This window comes from Achromobacter maghribensis, from assembly GCF_057334215.1.
The window spans coordinates 88,676-106,342 of sequence record NZ_JBHFII010000029.1; the positions used below are offsets into that span (position 1 = coordinate 88,676).

Annotated in this window: 13 protein-coding genes; 3 read left to right on the forward strand and 10 right to left on the reverse strand. The window is 63.5% G+C overall.

Annotation, left to right across the window (positions count from 1 at the left end):
* Positions 1-88 precede the first annotated feature (88 nt).
* From ACE039_RS12840 to ACE039_RS12885, 10 genes are all read right to left on the reverse strand, one after another.
* Complete coding sequence (locus ACE039_RS12840) at positions 89-565, reverse strand: bleomycin resistance protein (protein WP_485822546.1); 477 nt, start codon at positions 563-565, stop codon at positions 89-91.
* Positions 566-623: 58 nt separating this feature from the next.
* Positions 624-1,835: a pectate lyase family protein gene (locus ACE039_RS12845; protein WP_313456510.1), complete on the reverse strand. Its 1,212-nt coding sequence runs from the start codon at positions 1,833-1,835 to the stop codon at positions 624-626.
* 12 nt (positions 1,836-1,847) lie between these two features.
* Positions 1,848-3,752 carry a tetratricopeptide repeat protein gene (locus ACE039_RS12850; protein ID WP_485822547.1) on the reverse strand — a complete coding sequence of 635 codons (1,905 nt, stop codon included), beginning with the start codon at positions 3,750-3,752 and terminating at the stop codon, positions 1,848-1,850.
* Positions 3,745-4,776 (reverse strand): KpsE/RkpR family capsule polysaccharide export protein, encoded by a 1,032-nt coding sequence (locus tag ACE039_RS12855; protein WP_310034145.1) that lies wholly within the window; start codon positions 4,774-4,776, stop codon positions 3,745-3,747. Before ACE039_RS12855 ends, ACE039_RS12850 begins: the two co-directional genes overlap by 8 nt.
* Before the next feature lie 121 nt (positions 4,777-4,897).
* A complete protein-coding gene (locus tag ACE039_RS12860; RefSeq protein ID WP_448711795.1) occupies positions 4,898-5,614 on the reverse strand; it encodes a P-loop NTPase family protein in 717 nt (238 codons plus the stop codon).
* Between the two features lie 9 nt (positions 5,615-5,623).
* On the reverse strand, positions 5,624-6,964 hold the full coding sequence (locus ACE039_RS12865) for an ABC transporter permease (protein WP_105558992.1): 1,341 nt from the start codon (positions 6,962-6,964) through the stop codon (positions 5,624-5,626).
* A 7-nt stretch (positions 6,965-6,971) separates the two neighbouring features.
* Positions 6,972-8,129 carry a polysaccharide biosynthesis/export family protein gene (locus ACE039_RS12870; RefSeq protein ID WP_105558993.1) on the reverse strand — a complete coding sequence of 386 codons (1,158 nt, stop codon included), beginning with the start codon at positions 8,127-8,129 and terminating at the stop codon, positions 6,972-6,974.
* A 42-nt stretch (positions 8,130-8,171) separates the two neighbouring features.
* Entirely contained in the window at positions 8,172-10,223 is a 2,052-nt protein-coding gene (locus ACE039_RS12875; protein ID WP_313456502.1) for a glycosyltransferase, read from the reverse strand.
* Positions 10,220-12,706, reverse strand: coding sequence for a hypothetical protein (locus tag ACE039_RS12880; RefSeq protein WP_485822548.1), 2,487 nt, complete (start codon positions 12,704-12,706; stop codon positions 10,220-10,222). The genes ACE039_RS12875 and ACE039_RS12880 overlap by 4 nt, the downstream gene beginning before the upstream one ends.
* A 39-nt stretch (positions 12,707-12,745) precedes the next feature.
* A complete protein-coding gene (locus ACE039_RS12885) occupies positions 12,746-14,005 on the reverse strand; it encodes a nucleotide sugar dehydrogenase (protein ID WP_105558996.1) in 1,260 nt (419 codons plus the stop codon).
* A gap of 749 nt (positions 14,006-14,754) precedes the next feature.
* Between ACE039_RS12885 and ACE039_RS12890 the strand changes: the two genes are divergently transcribed.
* The 3 genes from ACE039_RS12890 to ACE039_RS12900 form a co-directional block, all read left to right on the forward strand.
* Positions 14,755-16,053: an ArgE/DapE family deacylase gene (locus ACE039_RS12890; protein ID WP_485822581.1), complete on the forward strand. Its 1,299-nt coding sequence runs from the start codon at positions 14,755-14,757 to the stop codon at positions 16,051-16,053.
* Positions 16,050-17,132 (forward strand): phosphotransferase, encoded by a 1,083-nt coding sequence (locus ACE039_RS12895; RefSeq protein ID WP_485822549.1) that lies wholly within the window; start codon positions 16,050-16,052, stop codon positions 17,130-17,132. The genes ACE039_RS12890 and ACE039_RS12895 overlap by 4 nt, the downstream gene beginning before the upstream one ends.
* On the forward strand, positions 17,129-17,667 hold a 539-nt coding region (locus ACE039_RS12900; protein WP_485822550.1), incomplete at its 3' end, for an aminotransferase class III-fold pyridoxal phosphate-dependent enzyme. The genes ACE039_RS12895 and ACE039_RS12900, both read left to right, overlap by 4 nt.

Here is a 17,667-nt window from a genome sequence, read left to right on the forward strand (position 1 = left end):
AAGAACTGTCTAATGTGAGCAGTTGATGCGAATCGACGGCATCTGGCCCTTTTTACAGATCACAGCGTGGCGCGCGAATCACCCGCAGTCAGGCAACCGAGGCGTCAGCAGAGTCGGAAGCCCCGTCCGCCGCAAACCGCAACAGATAGCCGTCCGGGTCCTGCACCAGGAATTCCTTGCATGACGACCAGCCCGCGCCGACCCGATAGCGCTTTTCCTCGACCGGGCGAAAGAGCGGCCACCCGGCATCCCCAAGCGCTTGCACGATGGGTTCCACGCGATCCACCTGCATCTGGAAATTGATGCCGCGTCCAAACGGCCGCTCGAGCGGCGCCGTGTCCCATTCATGGTTGATTTCGCACAGCATGATCTGAAGTGGCCCGCGCTCCAGATACGCGAAGCCAGCCTCTCTGCGCGCATAAGCGATTTCAAACCCCAGCAACCGGCACCAGAAATCCAGACTGGCCGGCAGGCTGGTGACGTCCAGCTCCGGGACCATCGCCGCGAAGCCGCCCGTGGGCACGCGCCCTTCGGAGGAAGCGCCGTTGCGTTCTTGTTGGTTCATTCTGCACGCCCTGTCTGTTGGCATGCGGACATCCATGCCTGGTTATGGATGGACGCGACTATAACCCCGGGCAACCCGACCCCGTCCGAGACGCCGGCAACGGCGTATCCCCCGCCGTATTACCTGCGAACTGGCGGATCTTCTCGGCCAGTTCCGGCGTGGCCTTCTCGTAGCCGTAGCAGTACGGCGGTGTCGGCGCGGATTCAGGGCGGTAGTCTTCCAGAACCGGCTTTGCATCGCCCAGATAAAGATTGTCTTTCAAGCGCAGGAACGCCTTGTAATCCCGCGTGTAGCCGTGCTGGGCCTTCAGTTTCTCGTATGCGCCCCGATCCGATTCGCCATTTTCCAACGCGCTTCGCTTCGAGGCGATGGGAATGTAGTGGCAGTAATTCACCTTGATGCCTTCCACCGTGGGGGAAAACTCGGGCTCCACGCATTTGCGCTGCGTGGCGTTGCTGAAGATGTTCCCCTCAACAAACGCCTTGGCTTCCAGGCTGAAACTCATGCCGTAGAAATCCCAGTTTTCCAACAGGTTGTTGAAAAGGTGGAACGTGCCGAACTGCCCGCGCGGATTGCGTTGCACGGTGTTGAAGAAGTAATTGTGGTGCAGCGTCACCCGCGCGATCGAATCGCGCTCGTAGTTCTGGAAAAGGTTCTTCGAGGTAATGTTGTTCAGCAACATGACCTTGTTGGAATTGTGGAATTTCGTCCACGAGATCGTGACGTCGGTCGACCCGTTCTTCACATTGAGCAGCCGGTCGGACATCCGCGACAGGTCCATATGGTCGACCCAGACGTCGCGGCTGCCATTGGCCACATTCACCGCCTGCGTCAGCCGGCTCAAGCGCCCGTCGATCGTCAGATGCGTCAGGATGACGTTCTGGCTGCCGTACACGCCCAAGCCGTCGTCGATCAGCGTGACACGCTTGCCGCGTCCATCGATCGTGACGTTCGACGGTACGCGCAGCTGCGAATCCAGCACGATGGTCATGTCGGACGCGAAGCGGATCCAGGTGGGGCCTTTCTTGGCCTGCGCCAGCGCGGCGCGCAGCGTCCCTGGCCCCGCGTCCTGGTCGGACGTGACCTCGATGAACTTGCCGCCCAATCCGCCCGTGGCGCGGGCGCCGTAGCCCTCGCGTTGCTGCAGCAGCGACGCGACCGACGCACAATGTTCATCGGGGCGTTCGCACGATGCACTCGCGGCCGCCGCGCCGCCCTGCCACAGGGCCAAGGCAAGCAGCCCCAGCATGGCCTTCATTGCGGGTTTCATCGACGATCGCTCCTATTGCTGCGCGGACCGATCCGCGGACTGCACATGACGCCAGATTCCCCCGCTAAGGCGAAGATTCTCCGGCGGGCCGGCCACGTGCTCACGCAGCCGCTCGAAATACGCCTTCTGCCATCGCAGCGAGTAGGCATCGGCATCCTCGCCGGGTTCAACGGCGGGCAGCATCTCAAGCGTATACGCCACGTGACCGTTCTCCCAGCGAGGCGCGTAGAACACCGAAGGCACCCGCAGGCGGTGCGCCAGATGCGACGCGAAACTGGAGTAGGTCACATCCTGCCCTTCGAAGGTCGTGCGCGGGGCTGCGGGGTTGGCCGCGCCGTCGATGGCCAGGCACAGCACGTAACCCGATCCCAGCGCGCGCATGCAAGCCTTGGCGACTTGCGCCTCGGTCTGGTCCGCGGTAGAGATCAAGGCGGTGGCGTAGCTGCTTTGGGCGACGCTGGGCGCCGTCGCGAGCCAGCGCGACGGGATGCCAAGCAATTCCAGCGCCATCAGCCCCGCATACATGGGACCGACGTGCGCGGTGGCCACCACCACGCCCCGTCCGGCCGCCAACAACGGCGCAAAGAAACGTTCGCCGGTGTCGAGTTCACCCAACACCTGCATGGCCTCTTCGGCGCTGTCTTCACGGCATTCAAGCCAGTCGTACAGAAGGTGATCGACCAGGTGGCCCCAACGCGCGCGGCGTTCCCACTCTGCCCGGTCGGCATTGGGATCCCCGCGCAACGACCAGGCCCAGTCCAGCCGCGCCTGCGGTATCGGGGCGGTATCCAGCCGTTCGTCCAGTTGATCCAGCGCCTCCTGGAAGGTCGCCGGCAAATGCGCGCCGCGTTTGGCCACATATTGCGCGTAGAGCGCTTCGGCCTGCGTGCTGCGGCCCGCCTGGGACAGCGCGCCGATGGCGGCACGCTGCCACAGCAGCTTGTCGGGCGATTTCTCGACCAGCATCATCATCTGATCGGCGGCCTCGCCGTACTGCAGCGTGTAACGCAAGGCACGCGCATAAAGCGCCCGCGTCTGCTCCAGATCCGGCGCCAGGCCGATGGCCTGCTCAAGCGGCGCCAGCGCCTCTTTGGCGCGACCCGCGCGCAACAGCGTTTCGCCATAGAGCGTCAGCAGCCTGACGTCGGCCGGCGATGCCTTCAGACCGGCCTCGAAATGCGCCAGCGCGTGCGTCTTGCGATCCTCCTCGGACCCGCGCCGCAGGTGCGCCAACCCCAGGGATGAGCGCAGCGCGGCACAATCGTGGCCCGCGCTCAGCGCCGCATCACCCAGCCGGATCGCCGCCGCCACCCTGCCGTCCTCAAGCAGGGCCCGCACGGCCATCGTCGCCACGCGTTCGTTTGGCAGCTCGTTGGGATCCAGGGCTGCCGCGACGCGCGCCGCATCAGCCGCGTCGCCGTTGCGCACAAAAGCCAGCATCCAGGAATAGGCATCGCCCGGCTCGCGGTGCACCAGGCCGACGGTCGCGCGCGCGACGTCCGCGGCTTCGGCCAGCCGTCCCGCCTGCACGCGCAACTGGATTCGCGCAGCGTGCAGCGCCGCGGCATCGGGCTCGATGCCCGCGGCGGCATCCGCCACGGCGATGGCGCGGTCCCACTGTTCGGTTCGCCCCAGCAGGCTCGCCAGCAGACGGCGGTCATCGATGCGCGAGGGATACGCCGCCACCAGCACCTCAAGCGCGGCGATCGCAGGAACAAACTTACCCTCCCGCACAAAGGGAGACACCAGCAATCGTCGGACATCGCGCCAACCGTCTTCCACCGGCAACAGCGCCGGCGGAAGCGCCGCCATGTCGCGCGCCGGGTCGGCGGCGGCGTGGATGCTCTTGATGACCTCGCGCAGCCGCGTGGTGGCGTCGGCCTGGGCCTGGCGATTCGCAATAGCCGTCTCAACCATGACGCAACCCCCTCAACAATGCCATCGCCACGCGGAAGATGAACATCAGTACAAAGCCCAGCGCCAATGCCTGCAGCAGCAAGATCCCCGTGCGCGGGCTGCTGGGACGATCGGTCGGCACCGGTTGCGCAATGATGGACAAGTACCGCTGCAGCCGCAGGGCATCCGTCACCGCTTGCTGGTAGGTCTGCTGCGCCAACGTCAGGTTCGAATCCGCGAAGGCCTGGGTGTTGCGCAGGGTCTCGTACGACTTCAACTGTTTCGCTTCCGTATTGCCTTCGCCGCTCAGACGACGCCGCAATGACGCAATCCGTTTCTTCAGGGCCGCAACTTGCAGCTCGGCGGGCTTGAGCATGAAATGGTCTTTGTTGCCCAGCGCGCGGATCTTGTCCAGATTGATCTGTGCGCTATTGAGTTCCGACTCGAGTTGGCTCGACAAGTTCAACAACATCGCCACCGTCGCGGTCGGATCGATGTTGCCGTGCGTGGTCCGCCATGCCGTCAGCGCCTCTCTCGCGGCAAACGCCTTTTGCTCGGCCAGCCGGACGGACTCTTCGCTGACCTTCAGTTTGTCGGCCACGCCTTTTTCGTTCATCGAACTGACGAAGGCCTCCGCCAGGCCGATCAGCGCCTTCGACAAGGTCGCGGCGTCTTCCGGCGAAAACGCGCTTACGCGCAGTACGTCGATCTGCTCCAACGCGTTGAACGAAACCTGGACCGACGCCCGGTAGGCGCGATAAAGATCGTCCTCGCTGGCATCTTCGGACAGGTGGCTGAGCGGGTCCATGCCGGCACGGATCAGGTATTGGCGCAGGCCGACTTTCCTGTCCAGCTGTTGCATGGCATCGCGCGATTTGAGGAAGTCGGCAACCGCCCATCCATCCACGAAGCCACCAAGCATGCCGCCCATGTTCCCCGTGGTGAGCAGGCTTGCCGCGCCGCCTCCGCCGCCTTGCTGGCCGGATCCCGACTGCACGAAGAAGCGCGACTCCGCCTCATAGCGCGGCGTGGCGATCCAAAGCACATAGACCAAGGCCAGGACGACAGGCGCCACGACGATGAAGGCGTTGATCCACCGATGGCGGCGGCGCTCGCGCAGCGACGACTGCCGTTCGCGGCGACGCCGTTCGATTTCGGACCCGCCCTCAGAGGCCGAGCTGCCCTTCGTCGAAGCCGCCGCCGAAGCCGTCGTCGCCTGTGCCGGATTCGCTCCGTGATCGTCGCGGGGGGAACCTGCTGATGCACTGGTCGAGGTCGTCTTCGATGCTGAGAGCGCTTCGTTCATAAATCAAGCCTTTTAGGCAGTAATCCGCCATCTGATTCTGGCGATAACTGGAAAAAATAAGTGTCCGGCCAATCAGCCGCTCTTCAAAGAGAGCCAGCCAGAGGCGGGTGAAACGGCAGGGCTCGAAAGGAATGGCCCCTTCGATGACGTAGACATCGAACGCCGGCGCCAGCGCCAGGGCGAACGAGAACTCCTGCCGTGCGTAAAGCGGCCAATGCTCCATCGGCTTGGCCAGGCACTTGGGATCGCTGATCAGGTCCGCGACCAGCTCGTGCGTGGCCGCCGCATCGATCTCGTACATCTCGCTCACGAAATCGATGATGCTCAGGCCGTTTGCCTTGCCGCGGATGAAGCCTTGCCGCCCGATCGCCCAAGACACGACGCCGTCGTGCTTGACGAACCCATGACGCGGCGGACGCAGGCAACACAGCACATCGACGATCTGACGATGCAGTTCCGGCGAATGCGAAAGCAACGCGTACCGGCCAACGGGTATATCAAGGTCGGCATTGAGCAGCAGCGGCTGCCGGCTTCCGAATGCATAGGGTTCGTCAGTGACGCCATTCAAATGAATCATCGTCTTCCCTCACATCGGCTGGACATTGGGACGCGCAAGGCGTTCGGCTGCCAGGGCGACCACCATCAAGAACACCAACGACGTCAGGAAATAGCCCAGGCTTGCATCCTGGGAGTCGTAGGCCTCGAAGTAAGCCGAGCGCAAAAGTTGCATGCCGTGGGCAAACGGCGACCAGAGAATCCACGGGCGCAGATGTTCCGGCAACTGTTCCGAAACAAAAAAGACGCTGGAGAAAATCTGCAGGAACCGCTCGATCACCGGCGCAAGCCTCAGATAGAAATGCCAGAAGGTCGCGATCGACCCGAACAACACCCCCATCGCCGCGCCGCAGACTCCCATCAGCACGACGAACAGCACGAACCCCGCCCAGCTTTCCGGCAAGGTAATGAGTTCCAGCGCATGGCCAGCACTGATCAATACGCCGAACACCACGAGATACACCGACAGGTAGATCAACGCCTGCACCAGCGCGCACATCAATGGCGTCACGCCCTGAAAGTTCAGCAGGCCGCGGGCCGATATGTAGGCCGCGCTGCTTCTGAAGATGATCTGCCGGAACATGATCCAAGTGGTTGCCCCCAACAGCGAGAACGTCTGCACGTCCATGCCCAGGATGTAATGCGTGCCCATCAGGATGTACAGCGACGAGATCAACGTCAGCAGCACCACCGGGCCCACCAGGGCCCACAGCAGGGCGATCCGGCTCTCGCCGTGTATCACCCGCAGCTGATAGACGAACAACGCCAGCAACGTGCGCCCCACCGGCCGCCCGCGACCCGCATCCCGGGGGTGACCCCCTTCATGCAAGGCGGCCATGCGATCCCGCAGAATCGCAAGGTCGCCGGCCTCGTCCCCGGACAGCTCGACTTCCAGCGCAATATCGTTGCGCGACGCATGGCGCCGCGCCTCGCGCGCTTCATCCTGCTTGCGCCGCTCGACGCGACGCGCATGCGCCGCGGCCAGGCGCTCGTCTTCCGCCACCAGTTTGGCGGGCATGTGTCCCGGCACGAACACGTCGGTGCCCGCGCGGATATCCTGCTCAAGCAAGCGCACGATCAGCCGCAAGCGGCGCCGTGAGAAGTCGGCGAGCGTCTCATTGACGCCGCTACGCGCGATCTCTGCGTCCAGCTCCGCCTGCACGGCCTCGTACACCGTTCGCCGGGCGGCCACGGAGTCGTGCGGCTCGCCCTGAAGGCGGGCCAGCAACGGCTTGAGCAACACGGCCGGCGTGGCCTTTTCCTCAAACAGCGCAGCCGGATCCAGCCGCCAGGCGGCGACGCCGGACCCTACCGCGTAATTGCTATCCTTCCGGCGCGAGCGCCAGCCCTTGATCCGATCCTCGTTGCTCATCGACACGCTATTGCGATACGCCGGATGAACTGGAGCCCGAATCGCTGTCGATAGCCCGCGTGGCGCTGAAGCCTGCGCTCATCGTGACGCGGAACGCCGACAAGACCTTCTGCACCTGGGTGAACGGCGCATCCGAAATGTAGATGGCCTGGCCTTCCTGAACGGTAAATTCGCGCGCCAGCGCCACCTGCTCCGGCCGGGTCAGGTCAAACTGATAGACCACGGGCAGCATGTCGGGCTTGCCGGCCACGCCAGCCTTTGCAGGCGTGAACAGGAACACCGAACGCGGGTCGGCCAGCTTGTCGTCAAGCCCTCGGGAATCGGCCAGGGCATCCAGCACGCTGTAGTTGCGCTTGCTGATGGCCACGCGCCCCTGGGTGCCCGCCGCGCCCAGCACGGTCAGATATTCGCGGGAATCATAGGCGGTGATGACATCGCCCGGCCGCAGCAGGATGTCGTTGTTCTGGTTGCGGTAGATATCCGAGAGCCGCACCGACGCAACCTGATTATCGCGGCGCAAGCTGATGACGAGCTGCTCGGGATTCGTCTGCACGGGCGCGGCCTGCGCCAGCGCGCTGCTCAGGCGCTGCGCGGTCTGCGTGATGGGAAACATGCCGGGCTTGGTCAGATTGCCCTGCACCGTCACCATCTGTCCGCGCGCGTCGGCCGCACGGGTCACGCTGACGTCGGCGCCCACGACCAGCTTGGCCAGGCGCGCGACGATCGCATCATGCAGCTTGCCCAGCGTCAGGCCCTCGGCCTTGAATTTTCCAAGGATCGGGAACGTGACATTCCCCGACCGGTCGATCTCCTGGTTACCCAGGTCGCTCACGCCGGACGGGTCCGCGGCGAAGACGCCCAGCCCGCCGCGCTCCCAGACCTTCACATTGATACCATCGCCAGGCACCAGACTATCGAAGCCCGCTTGCGTCAGATCGCGATAGCGCACGGGAAAATCGGCCACGTCGGGCACCCTGCTTTTCTGCACCAGGTCACGCGACACGGGCATCACCACGACATCCTTGTCGTCGTGTGCCCCCGTCATCTCGCTTAGCATCGGGCCAGAACGCGGCAGTTGGCAGCCCGTCAGTGAAAGCGCGGAAAGCAGCATCAGGGCCAGGGCCGCGTTGCGCCGCAGGCCCGGAGCCGGGACGTTCATTTGCATAAAATCCTTTAGCGTTAGCAGCTCGAAAAGATAAGCGGCCAATCAGGCTTGCATCAAGCGCATGGGCTGCAGATCCATGCTCTCGTCGTTTTCGGACACGGGCATGCACAGCGCCAGGAACTTGGTCAGCATCGCGTCAAGCGAAAACAGTTTTTGCGCCCGGTGGCGGCTATGCGCCCTCAGTTGCTCGTTGGTGCGCACCTGGTCCACCATCGAGGCGACTTTTTCGCAGGCCTCGTGCAGATCGGGATGATCGACATCGCTGAGCAAGTGGCCGGTCTCGTTTTCGACGAAACACTCTCCCGCGCCACCAGCAGGCGTCGAGATCACCGGCACCCCCAGCAGCTGCGCTTCGATCAGCACGTTCGGCAAGCCTTCGTACCGGGACAGCAGCACGCTGGCATCCATTTGCGAATACCAATAACCGACGTGGTTCGATAAGCCCACAAGCAGCAGCCGGTCGGTCACGCTCAGTTCTTCTGCCAGCGCCTCGATATTCTCTCGAAGACGGCCATCGCCCACGATGACGAAGCGTGCTTGCGGGCGTTCCTTCAGATAGAGCGCGGCAAGCTTGATCCACAGTTGCGGACGTTTATCCGGCTCCAGCCGGAAGACGCCGCCAATGGTCTCGGTCGCGTCCGTCGTGCTTTCCTGGAACGCCTTCCACTTTTCCTTATCGGCGTCGGAGGCGTCGGTCGCCAGATCCGGCACGCCGTTGTACAGGATGTGGAAACGCATGATGGGAATGCCCAGCCATTCGGAATAGGCTTCCGCCGCCTTGCGGCTATTGCTGACGAAGACCACCCCGGGCACCTGGGCCAAGGCCTGGTAAAGCTCGGGATACTCTTCGCGGAAGCGGTCCTTGCGGATATTGGGCGGCAGTCCGCGGAAGACGAGGTGAATGGTCGGCGTGCCGGCAAGCAGCGCCGCCAATGCGCCAAACAGGCAGGTTCCGTCTTGCCACAGGCTTACCACGTCAAACGAGACGGCACGCAACACCGGCGCCAGGCGCGTCACGCCGTAGTGAACCGGCGGGGGCAATTGCTCCAGCAAACGCGCCAGGCTGCCCTCGGGCACGGCCTGATGGGACACGGACACGGCGGGCAGCTTGTTGATTTCCGTGACGGGAATCTGCGCCTTGACCAGCACGGGCAGGAAGAAATCCAGCTCCTGCTTCTTGGGCGAACCCGGTGGTTCGGTGTGCTGTTTCACCAGCACCTCCACCTTCTTCGGCTTCATGAGCACCTCGGCCGGCCGCTGCTCGGGAAACGCCGCCAGACGGGTGAGTTCGCCGGCAAGCCGCGTCAGCTGGCGCTCGGCGCCGCCCGGCCCAAGGCTGCCGGTAACCAGCGCCACGGACACGGGTTTGTCCGGCGAATTCTCGGCAACCTGCCGATCGCGAAAGTGCAGGATCGCGTGTTTCATCGACACGATCCTGATGTCCTTTCCGGCCAGCCCCTCTTCGGACTCGAAGCGCTGGTAGAAGGCATAGTCGCTTGCCAGTCCGTCGGCAAGTTCCGCCGCCTTGCTGCCCGGCGTCAGGTGCTTGGCCACCGGCGCAATCGCCTCGAACGCATCGGCCAGCAAGCCGCGTTTGCGCAAGCGCTTGGCAAACTCGACGCGCATGTTCCGGTCGGTGTACTGCGTGATCAGCCGGCGGAATAACGCGTCCGATTGGTCGTGCGCGCGAATGTCGCTAAGCAGCTTGGCCCGCGCAAACAAGCGGTCGGGATTATCCGTCGACTCGGGCAGATGGCGGTCGACCAACTCCAACGCCTGGTCGACATGCCGTTCCTTCACCAGACGGGTTGCGCAATAGCGGACGATCTGAAGATCGTCCGGGCATTCCTGCAACAGCGTTGCCCACTGCTCCGCCATGCCCTCGTTCAAGCCCGCCGACTCCTTCAGCCTGAGCAGAAGAAAGCGGACCTTCGAATCTTCCAAGTGATCGCGCGCCAGCACTTTCGCGCGAGCCAGGTTTTCCTGTGCGACTTGAACCCGCCCTGAAGCCGCGACGATTTCCTCTAATTGGGCCTGAACCCATTGAAGATCGGACTTGGCGTCCGCACGCTCGGTGATCAGTGGTGGATTCATGCCGCCTTTCTCCGGTTGAGCTTGTCGATCCAGACCTGGCAGCGCTCGATGTAATGGTCGAACTGAGCCGGATTATCGGAACGTTCCTGGAGCTTTTTCCAGTGCGGCAAGGCCTGCTCGAAGCGATGCAGCCGCATGGCACCAACGGCGGCCAGACGCAGGCCGATCGGGTCTTCCGGCACGAGTTGCACGATCTTCTCGCCAAGCGCCAGGCGCTCGGTCGCGCTTGCGGGGTCCAGCGCACGCGCTTCGGCATACAGAACGGTAAGGATGCGGCGCTTTTCACGGTCGACTTCGGTCATCTCGGGCCACGACTGCGCGACGCGCTCCAGCAGGGTCCAGGCCGCCTGATGATCGCCGGCGGACAGGCTTTCACGGGCGCCACGAATGGCGCGCGGTCCAAGCCTGCCCAGCTGGCGTTCTGCTTCTTCCTTGGCGCCCTGGTCGGCCGACGGATGGGAAAGCACCATCTTGTAGGCGTCGATGGCTTCGCCGTACCAGCCGCCGTTGAACGCGGCACGCGCAAAGAACAACTGCGCGCTGAACGGGGCGGATTCGCCGGCGGCGGCCTGTGCAAGGTGCCGCATGGCGGTTTGCTTGTCGCCCAGCGCGTCGGCTGCCCGGCCGCGCATGGCGTCCAGCTCGGGGAAGGCAACTTGGGTATCGATGGCGATATCCGTCAGGTCGATCACTTCCTTGTGATTGCCCGCCAGCAGCGCGGCCCGCACGCCAAGACGCATGGCGCGTTCAAAGGCACGCTGCGCGCGCGCACCGGTCAAGGCGTTGGGATTCAGCAGGCGGTGCGCGCAAATCCTTTCGGCCGCGTCGCGCAGGCGCCCTTCTTCCAGGGCGCGATTGCCTTCTTCGGCCCATGCCGTGGACTGCGCCAGCAGCCATTCCGAAATATCTTGCTGCTCGCTGTCGGCCAGGTGGCAAGACGCTGCCAACGCTGCCGCGGCCATGATGAAGCCGCGCCACGAGGCTTCCTTGACCAGCTCCAGCGCAACGACGTCGTCCAGCGCGGGGGATTCGGTCGCCAAGGTGCGCAGTCCGGCGCGATCCCCAGCCAGCAGGCGGTCACGCCACAGCACGGCAAAGCCGCGTCCGTATGTGGGCATTGCCGCGCGGACTTCATGGACCCAGCGGATGGCCGCTTCCATGTCGCCGCTCGTCTGCAGCATGGACAGCACCGTATCGGCGGCTTCGACCGCGCTTGCGTCTTCCGGGGACGAGATGCGGAACAACTGCTTCCAATTGCCCAGGGCCTCGTCCACGTAGCCCAGCTGGGCTGCGGACACCGCGGCGATGCGGACAATTTCGGGCGTTTCGATCTCGTCGCCCAGCAGGCCGGCCGCCAGCGAGTAGGCCACGTCATGACGGCCCAGCTTGAACTGATTGCGCATCAGAATCTGCTCGGCCTTGCTGCCGGTCGCCACGCCGTCCGCGCCGTCCGCGCTGCCCAGCAGTGCAAGCGACCCTTCGTAGTCGCCCAGCTCTTCCTGGATCCTGGCGAACAACAGCACATGATCGGGCAGACCGGGATGGCGGCGAAGCACGTCGCGCACACGGCGCGATGCCTCGCGCAAGTTGCCCGAATCCCAGATCTTTTCGATACGTTCGACGCTTTCGTCGGCCGCGAGCTTGGGCACCGCAACCTGCGGCGTGGTGCCGCTCATCCGCGGACGCATGAAATTCTTGAACCAGTCCACGTACAGGCGCTCGGCGAAGAGCGGGGTGTAGTGGGTCAGGTCCAGGCCGCCGTCTTCCATCGCTTCGGCTTGCCCGACCTTGTTCATCAGCGGCGTCGGATCGTAGCAAGGCACGTCGATGCGCTGCGCGATTTCCATCACGGCGGAGATCAGCTGCTGCCGCTGCTCGATCGGCATGTTGTCAGGCGTCAGGGCGTTGACGTGCGTGACGAACACCACCTTGTCACGGCCGATCAGATCGACCAGCTGACGCATTTCCGCCTCGATCTCTTCATCCGTCTGATCGCGCTTCACGATACGCGACAGCAGTTCGCGGTCCTCGGACGACAGGCTCTTGAAGACCGGATCCCGGTCCAGCAACGCGCGCCTTTCGGCCAGCCGGTCAGCATGCGCCATCGACCAGAACGTGCGAGTGCGGGTACGGTCGGCGAAGAACTCGCTGAAGTAGCGCACCACGTAGTTGGACTGGATGGGATGACCGTCGATGGTCAGCAGCTTGCGCGAAGACAGCTCGACCATGTAGAGATCGGCCGGCTTATGGGTTCCGCGGCGAGCCTGCTCGCCATTCGAGGGGCGGAAGATCAGGCGCTGGACGTCGGCGGGAATATCGCCGTGGCCGAACATGAACCGCGCCTGCTGAAGCGCCTCGGCGCTGGTATGCACGAAACCGTAGTTACGCCCGAGTTGCAGTTTGATCGGATAGCGTCCCACGGCGTCGCGCAGCGGCGTATGGATGCGGCACGTGCCAATCGGAGCAGTGGTAAATGCAGTCATTCTGGGTCTCTCCTGCAGTGATGGGTAGCGAGACCGAACTTAAAGAGTCCAGTACAAGAGGTCGGAGGCAAGCCGTTTGCTGTCAAGCACGGACTTCAGGTCGCAGACCATCCCGCCGCTCTTGACCAGACTGGGCATGTCTTCCCAGATGGCGTCCATGGTTTCGCGGTGGGGAACCGCAAGGATCAGCACATCCATGTCTCGGAACTCGCCGCGCTCGACGAGCTTGATGCCGTATTCGTGCTCCATCTGGCCCGCGTCTGCCATCGGGTCGCAGGCCACCGGCGTAATGCCGTACTTGCCCAGCGCGTTGTACAGATCGACCACTTTCGAATTGCGGATGTCGGGCACGTTTTCCTTGAACGTCATCCCCAGGATGCCGACGCGGGTCGACGCATTCAGACGGCCGTTGCGGGCCAGGGTCTGAACGATCCGCGAGGCGACGTGGTTGGCCATGCCGTCATTGATGCGGCGGCCCGACAGGATCACCTCGGGGTGATAGCCCAGCTCTTGCGCCTTGGACGTCAGGTAGTACGGGTCGACGCCGATGCAGTGGCCGCCGACGAGGCCGGGCGTGAACTTCAGGAAATTCCACTTGGTGCCTGCCGCAGCCAGCACTTCCGACGTGCGGATGCCGACCAGATCGCAGATCTTCGACATTTCGTTCATCAACGCGATGTTGATGTCGCGCTGCGTGTTCTCAAGCACCTTCGCAGCTTCGGCCACTTTGATCGAAGAGGCGCGATGCACGCCCGCGTCGATGATCTTCTCGTAGACGCCAGCGATGACTTCCAGCGAGGCCTCGTCCTGGCCGGACACGATCTTGACGATCTTCTCCAGCGGATGCTCGCGGTCGCCCGGATTGATCCGTTCAGGGCTGTAGCCCAGCTTGAAGTCGACGCCGCAGCGCAAGCCGGACACCTTCTCCAGCTCGGGGCCGCAGATTTCCTCGGTTGCGCCCGGGTGGACGGTGGATTCGAAGACCACGATGCATCCAGGACGCAACACGGGGCCGATCGACCGGCAAGCACGAACCAGCAGCGAGAAATCCGGATTGTTCTTCTCGTCGACGGGTGTCGGCACGGCCACGACGAAGAAGTCGCAGCCTTCCAATTCCGTCACCTGGTCGGTGAACTGCATGGGGGAAGCCAGCAATGCGTCGCGTTCGATTTCGCCAGTCCAGTCATCACCCTCTTTCAGCCGTGCGATTCGACGTTTGTCCACATCAAAGCCAATGACATCAAAGCGCTTGGAAAATGCGACGGCTACGGGCAGGCCGACATATCCAAGGCCACACACTGCGATTCTCTTTACCACGGGGGACCTCACTGTTTTCGTCGTGTCGAAGACACTAGAAATCGACGCCCAACGACACGTATTCGATATGAAATCGAAGGACGTTTGTCCTGGGTTGGGCTGACAGATTGCTTAAGTTTGATTACAGCTCGATACCCAGATATACGTGTTGGGCGACGAGCCAACGAATCGTAGATGGGTCACACAGCAAACTTCTTTCTAAAAATTTTTATTGCTGTGCAAATAAGTCGGGGGGTCGGTAATAAACCTAGGGAATCCCCTCAAATAATTACATTCATTACACAAACCGCAACATTGGCGAGCCGCCAAGTTGTTAATAAATATTAAAAAGCGTTTTTCTTATTTTTGTTTAACCAAACTGAAAAACATAATTCCGGATCGACGCGTATCTATAATACCCAAAGAAATATCATTATTTCAAAATCGAGTCAGAATGCGGCCAAATCAGTCGATTTGTCATCTGCCGGTAGAAATCAAATGGTTTACCTCAAGCAGCAGGCCTGATCGCGGCAATCTCCCCTTCCGCCGGGCATTCACGAAGAGAGGCCGGGTAAAGCGAATCGCACCGGACCGACGTGCTGCGTTTGCGATAGCGCGGCCTAGCACGCCGCTTCGTTGACGGGGAACCCGATCAATGAAAAGTGGCTATATCGATTGCTTGGAATTGGCTATCAGACTTAGCTCCAATTGATTCTATGATCGTCGGCATTGCCTGTAACCCTGGAGCCACAATGCCCGATCTGTCCCAAGCGCTGAAAGCGCGCATACTCGCGGCCGTCGACGATGGCTACGCCGCCCAGACCGAGACGCTGGCGCAACTGGTCCGCATTCCCTCGCAGCGTGGCGAGGAAGCCGCGGCCCAGGACTTCATGGCGGCGCAGTACGTGGCGCGCGGCTATGGTGTTGATCGCTGGAAGATCGACATCGACGCGATCAAGCACCTGCCCGGATTCTCGCCCGTAGCCGTTTCCTACGACAATGCGTTCAACGTGGTCGGCGCGCACCGCTCGCGCACCCGGCAGGGACGTTCCCTGATCCTGAACGGTCACATCGACGTCGTGCCGGTCGGGCCGCGCTCGCAGTGGAGCCGCGATCCCTATGACCCTGCGATCATCGACGGCTGGATGTACGGCCGCGGCGCCGGCGACATGAAATCCGGCCTGATCGCCTGCATGGCGGCGCTGGACGCGCTGCGCAGCGTGGGCCTGCAGCCCGCGGCGGACGTGTTTCTTCAATCGGTCATCGAAGAAGAATGCACCGGCAATGGCGCACTGGCCTGCCTGCAACGGGGATATCGCGCCGACGCGGCATTCATCCCCGAGCCCTTGCTGCCGATGTTGATGCGCGCGCAGGTCGGTCCGATGTGGTTCCAGGTGCAGGTCGAAGGCGATCCCCAGCATGCCTCGGCCGCATTCTCCGGCGCGGGCGCCAACGCGATCCAAAAAGCCATATTCGTGATCCAGGCGATGGATGAACTGGAGCAGCGGTGGAACGGTCGCAAGTGCGAGCACGCCCACTTCTGCGGCCATCCGCACCCGATCCGCTTCAACCTGGGAAAGATCGCCGGCGGGGACTGGCCCTCCAGCGTGCCGGCGTGGTGCACCTTCGACATGCGCGTCGCGGTGTTCCCGGGGCAGAGCCTGGAGGCCGCCCGCGCGGAAATCGAGGCCTTTGTCGCGGAGGTCGCCGCGCGCGACCCCTTCCTTGCCAAGCACCCTCCCAAGGTGGTCTATCACGGGTTCATGGCCGAAGGCTACGAGCTGAAGGATGCCGAAGACGTCGAGGCGGCCCTGCGCGCCAGCCACGAGGCGGTATTCAACGAGCCTCTGCAGGAGTACGTGACATCGGCCGCGACCGACGCCCGCTTCTATGGCCTGTACGCCGACACCCCCGCGATCGTCTACGGACCGGAATGCCGCATGCCGCACGGCAACGATGAAGCGGTGAACCTCGAGTCGGTGCGCAAGGTCACGCAGACGATCGCCTTGTTCATTGCCGAATGGTGCGGCCTGGAAGAGATCGCCGCATGACAGCTCGCAGCACGGAAACATCGACGGCGGAACAGGCGCTCTTTGCGGCCGAGGCACCGAAACTGACTCTTGAAGACGCCCAGACGATCGCCCGCGACGTCTATGGCCTGCGCGCCCGCGCGGAATTGCTGAGCAGCGAGCGCGACCAGAACTTTCATCTCCGGCTCGAGGACGGCAGCGCCTATGTCCTGAAAGCAACGCACCCCGCCGAGGACCCGGCGGTGACGGACTTCCAGACACAGGCCCAGCTCCACTTGATGCGGGCGGACCGCGACCTGCCGGTGCCGCACCTGCATCCGGCGCGGGACGGCCACTACGTGCATTGGCACGAGGGGCCAGCGGGCGTGCGCCGCGCGATCCGCCTGATCACCTTTCTGCCAGGCGTGCCGCTCCACAAAACCGCCCGCAGCGATGCGCAGGCCGGCGCGCTGGGACGCTCGCTGGCCAGGTTCGATCTGGCCCTGGGCGGATTCGAACATCCGACCGCCAACCACAAGCTGCTATGGGACCTGCAGCATGCGGGGCAGGCGGCCGACCTGCTGCCTTTCATGGAAGACGTCGGCCGGCGCGGGCTGGCCGAGCAGTCCCTGGAGCACTTTACGATCCACGTGCGCCCGGCGCTGCCGGGCCTGCGCCGGCAGGTCATCCACAATGACTTGAATCCCTACAACGTCATGGTGGATGCCGCCCATCCCGACCGGGTCTGCGCCATCCTCGATTTCGGCGATATGGTCGAGGCGCCGTTGGTGCAGGACCTGGCGGTCGCCTGTTCCTATCTGCTGGAGGACTCGGACAACCCACTGGACCGCGCCGCGGCCTGCGTGGCCAGCTATCACCGCGAGATCCCTCTGGCCGCGGGCGAAATCGCGCTGTTGCCCGACCTCATCGCCGCGCGTCTGCTGATCACCGTGGCCATCACGGGCTGGCGCGCCAAGCAGCATCCCGAAAACCGTAATTACATCCTGCGCAACAACGGCCCGGCCTGGATCGGCTTGGCGCGCCTGGCGGCATTGCCGCGCGGGCTTGCCCACGAGATCCTGTCGCGCGCCTGCGGCGCCATCCTGGAGAATCCCAAGTGAGCAAAGACAAAGCCATGCTGAACGCGTTCGATCCAGCGTCGGCAGGCGATCTGCCGGCGGCTGAAAGAGCCTTGATCGAACGGCGCCAGCGCGTGCTGGGCCCCGCCTACCGCCTGTTCTACGACAACCCGCTGCATATCGTCCGCGGCGAAGGCGTGTGGCTGTACGACAGCGCCGGCCAACGCTACCTGGACGCCTACAACAATGTGGCGTCGGTCGGCCATAGCCATCCGCGCGTCGTCGCCGCCATTGCGCAGCAGGCCGCCACGCTGAACACGCACACGCGCTACCTGCACGACGGCGTGCTGGACTACGCCGAACGGCTTCTGGCCACGTTCCCGCCGGCGCTCTCGCAGGTCATGTTCGCCTGCACGGGCAGCGAAGCCAATGACCTGGCGCTGCGCATCGCGCGCGGCCACACGGGCGGCAGCGGCGTCATCGTGACGCAACTGGCCTACCACGGGGTTACGGCCGCAGTGGCCGCGGTATCTCCTTCGCTGGGCAAATCCGTGCCGCTGGGCGTCGACGTGGGGGC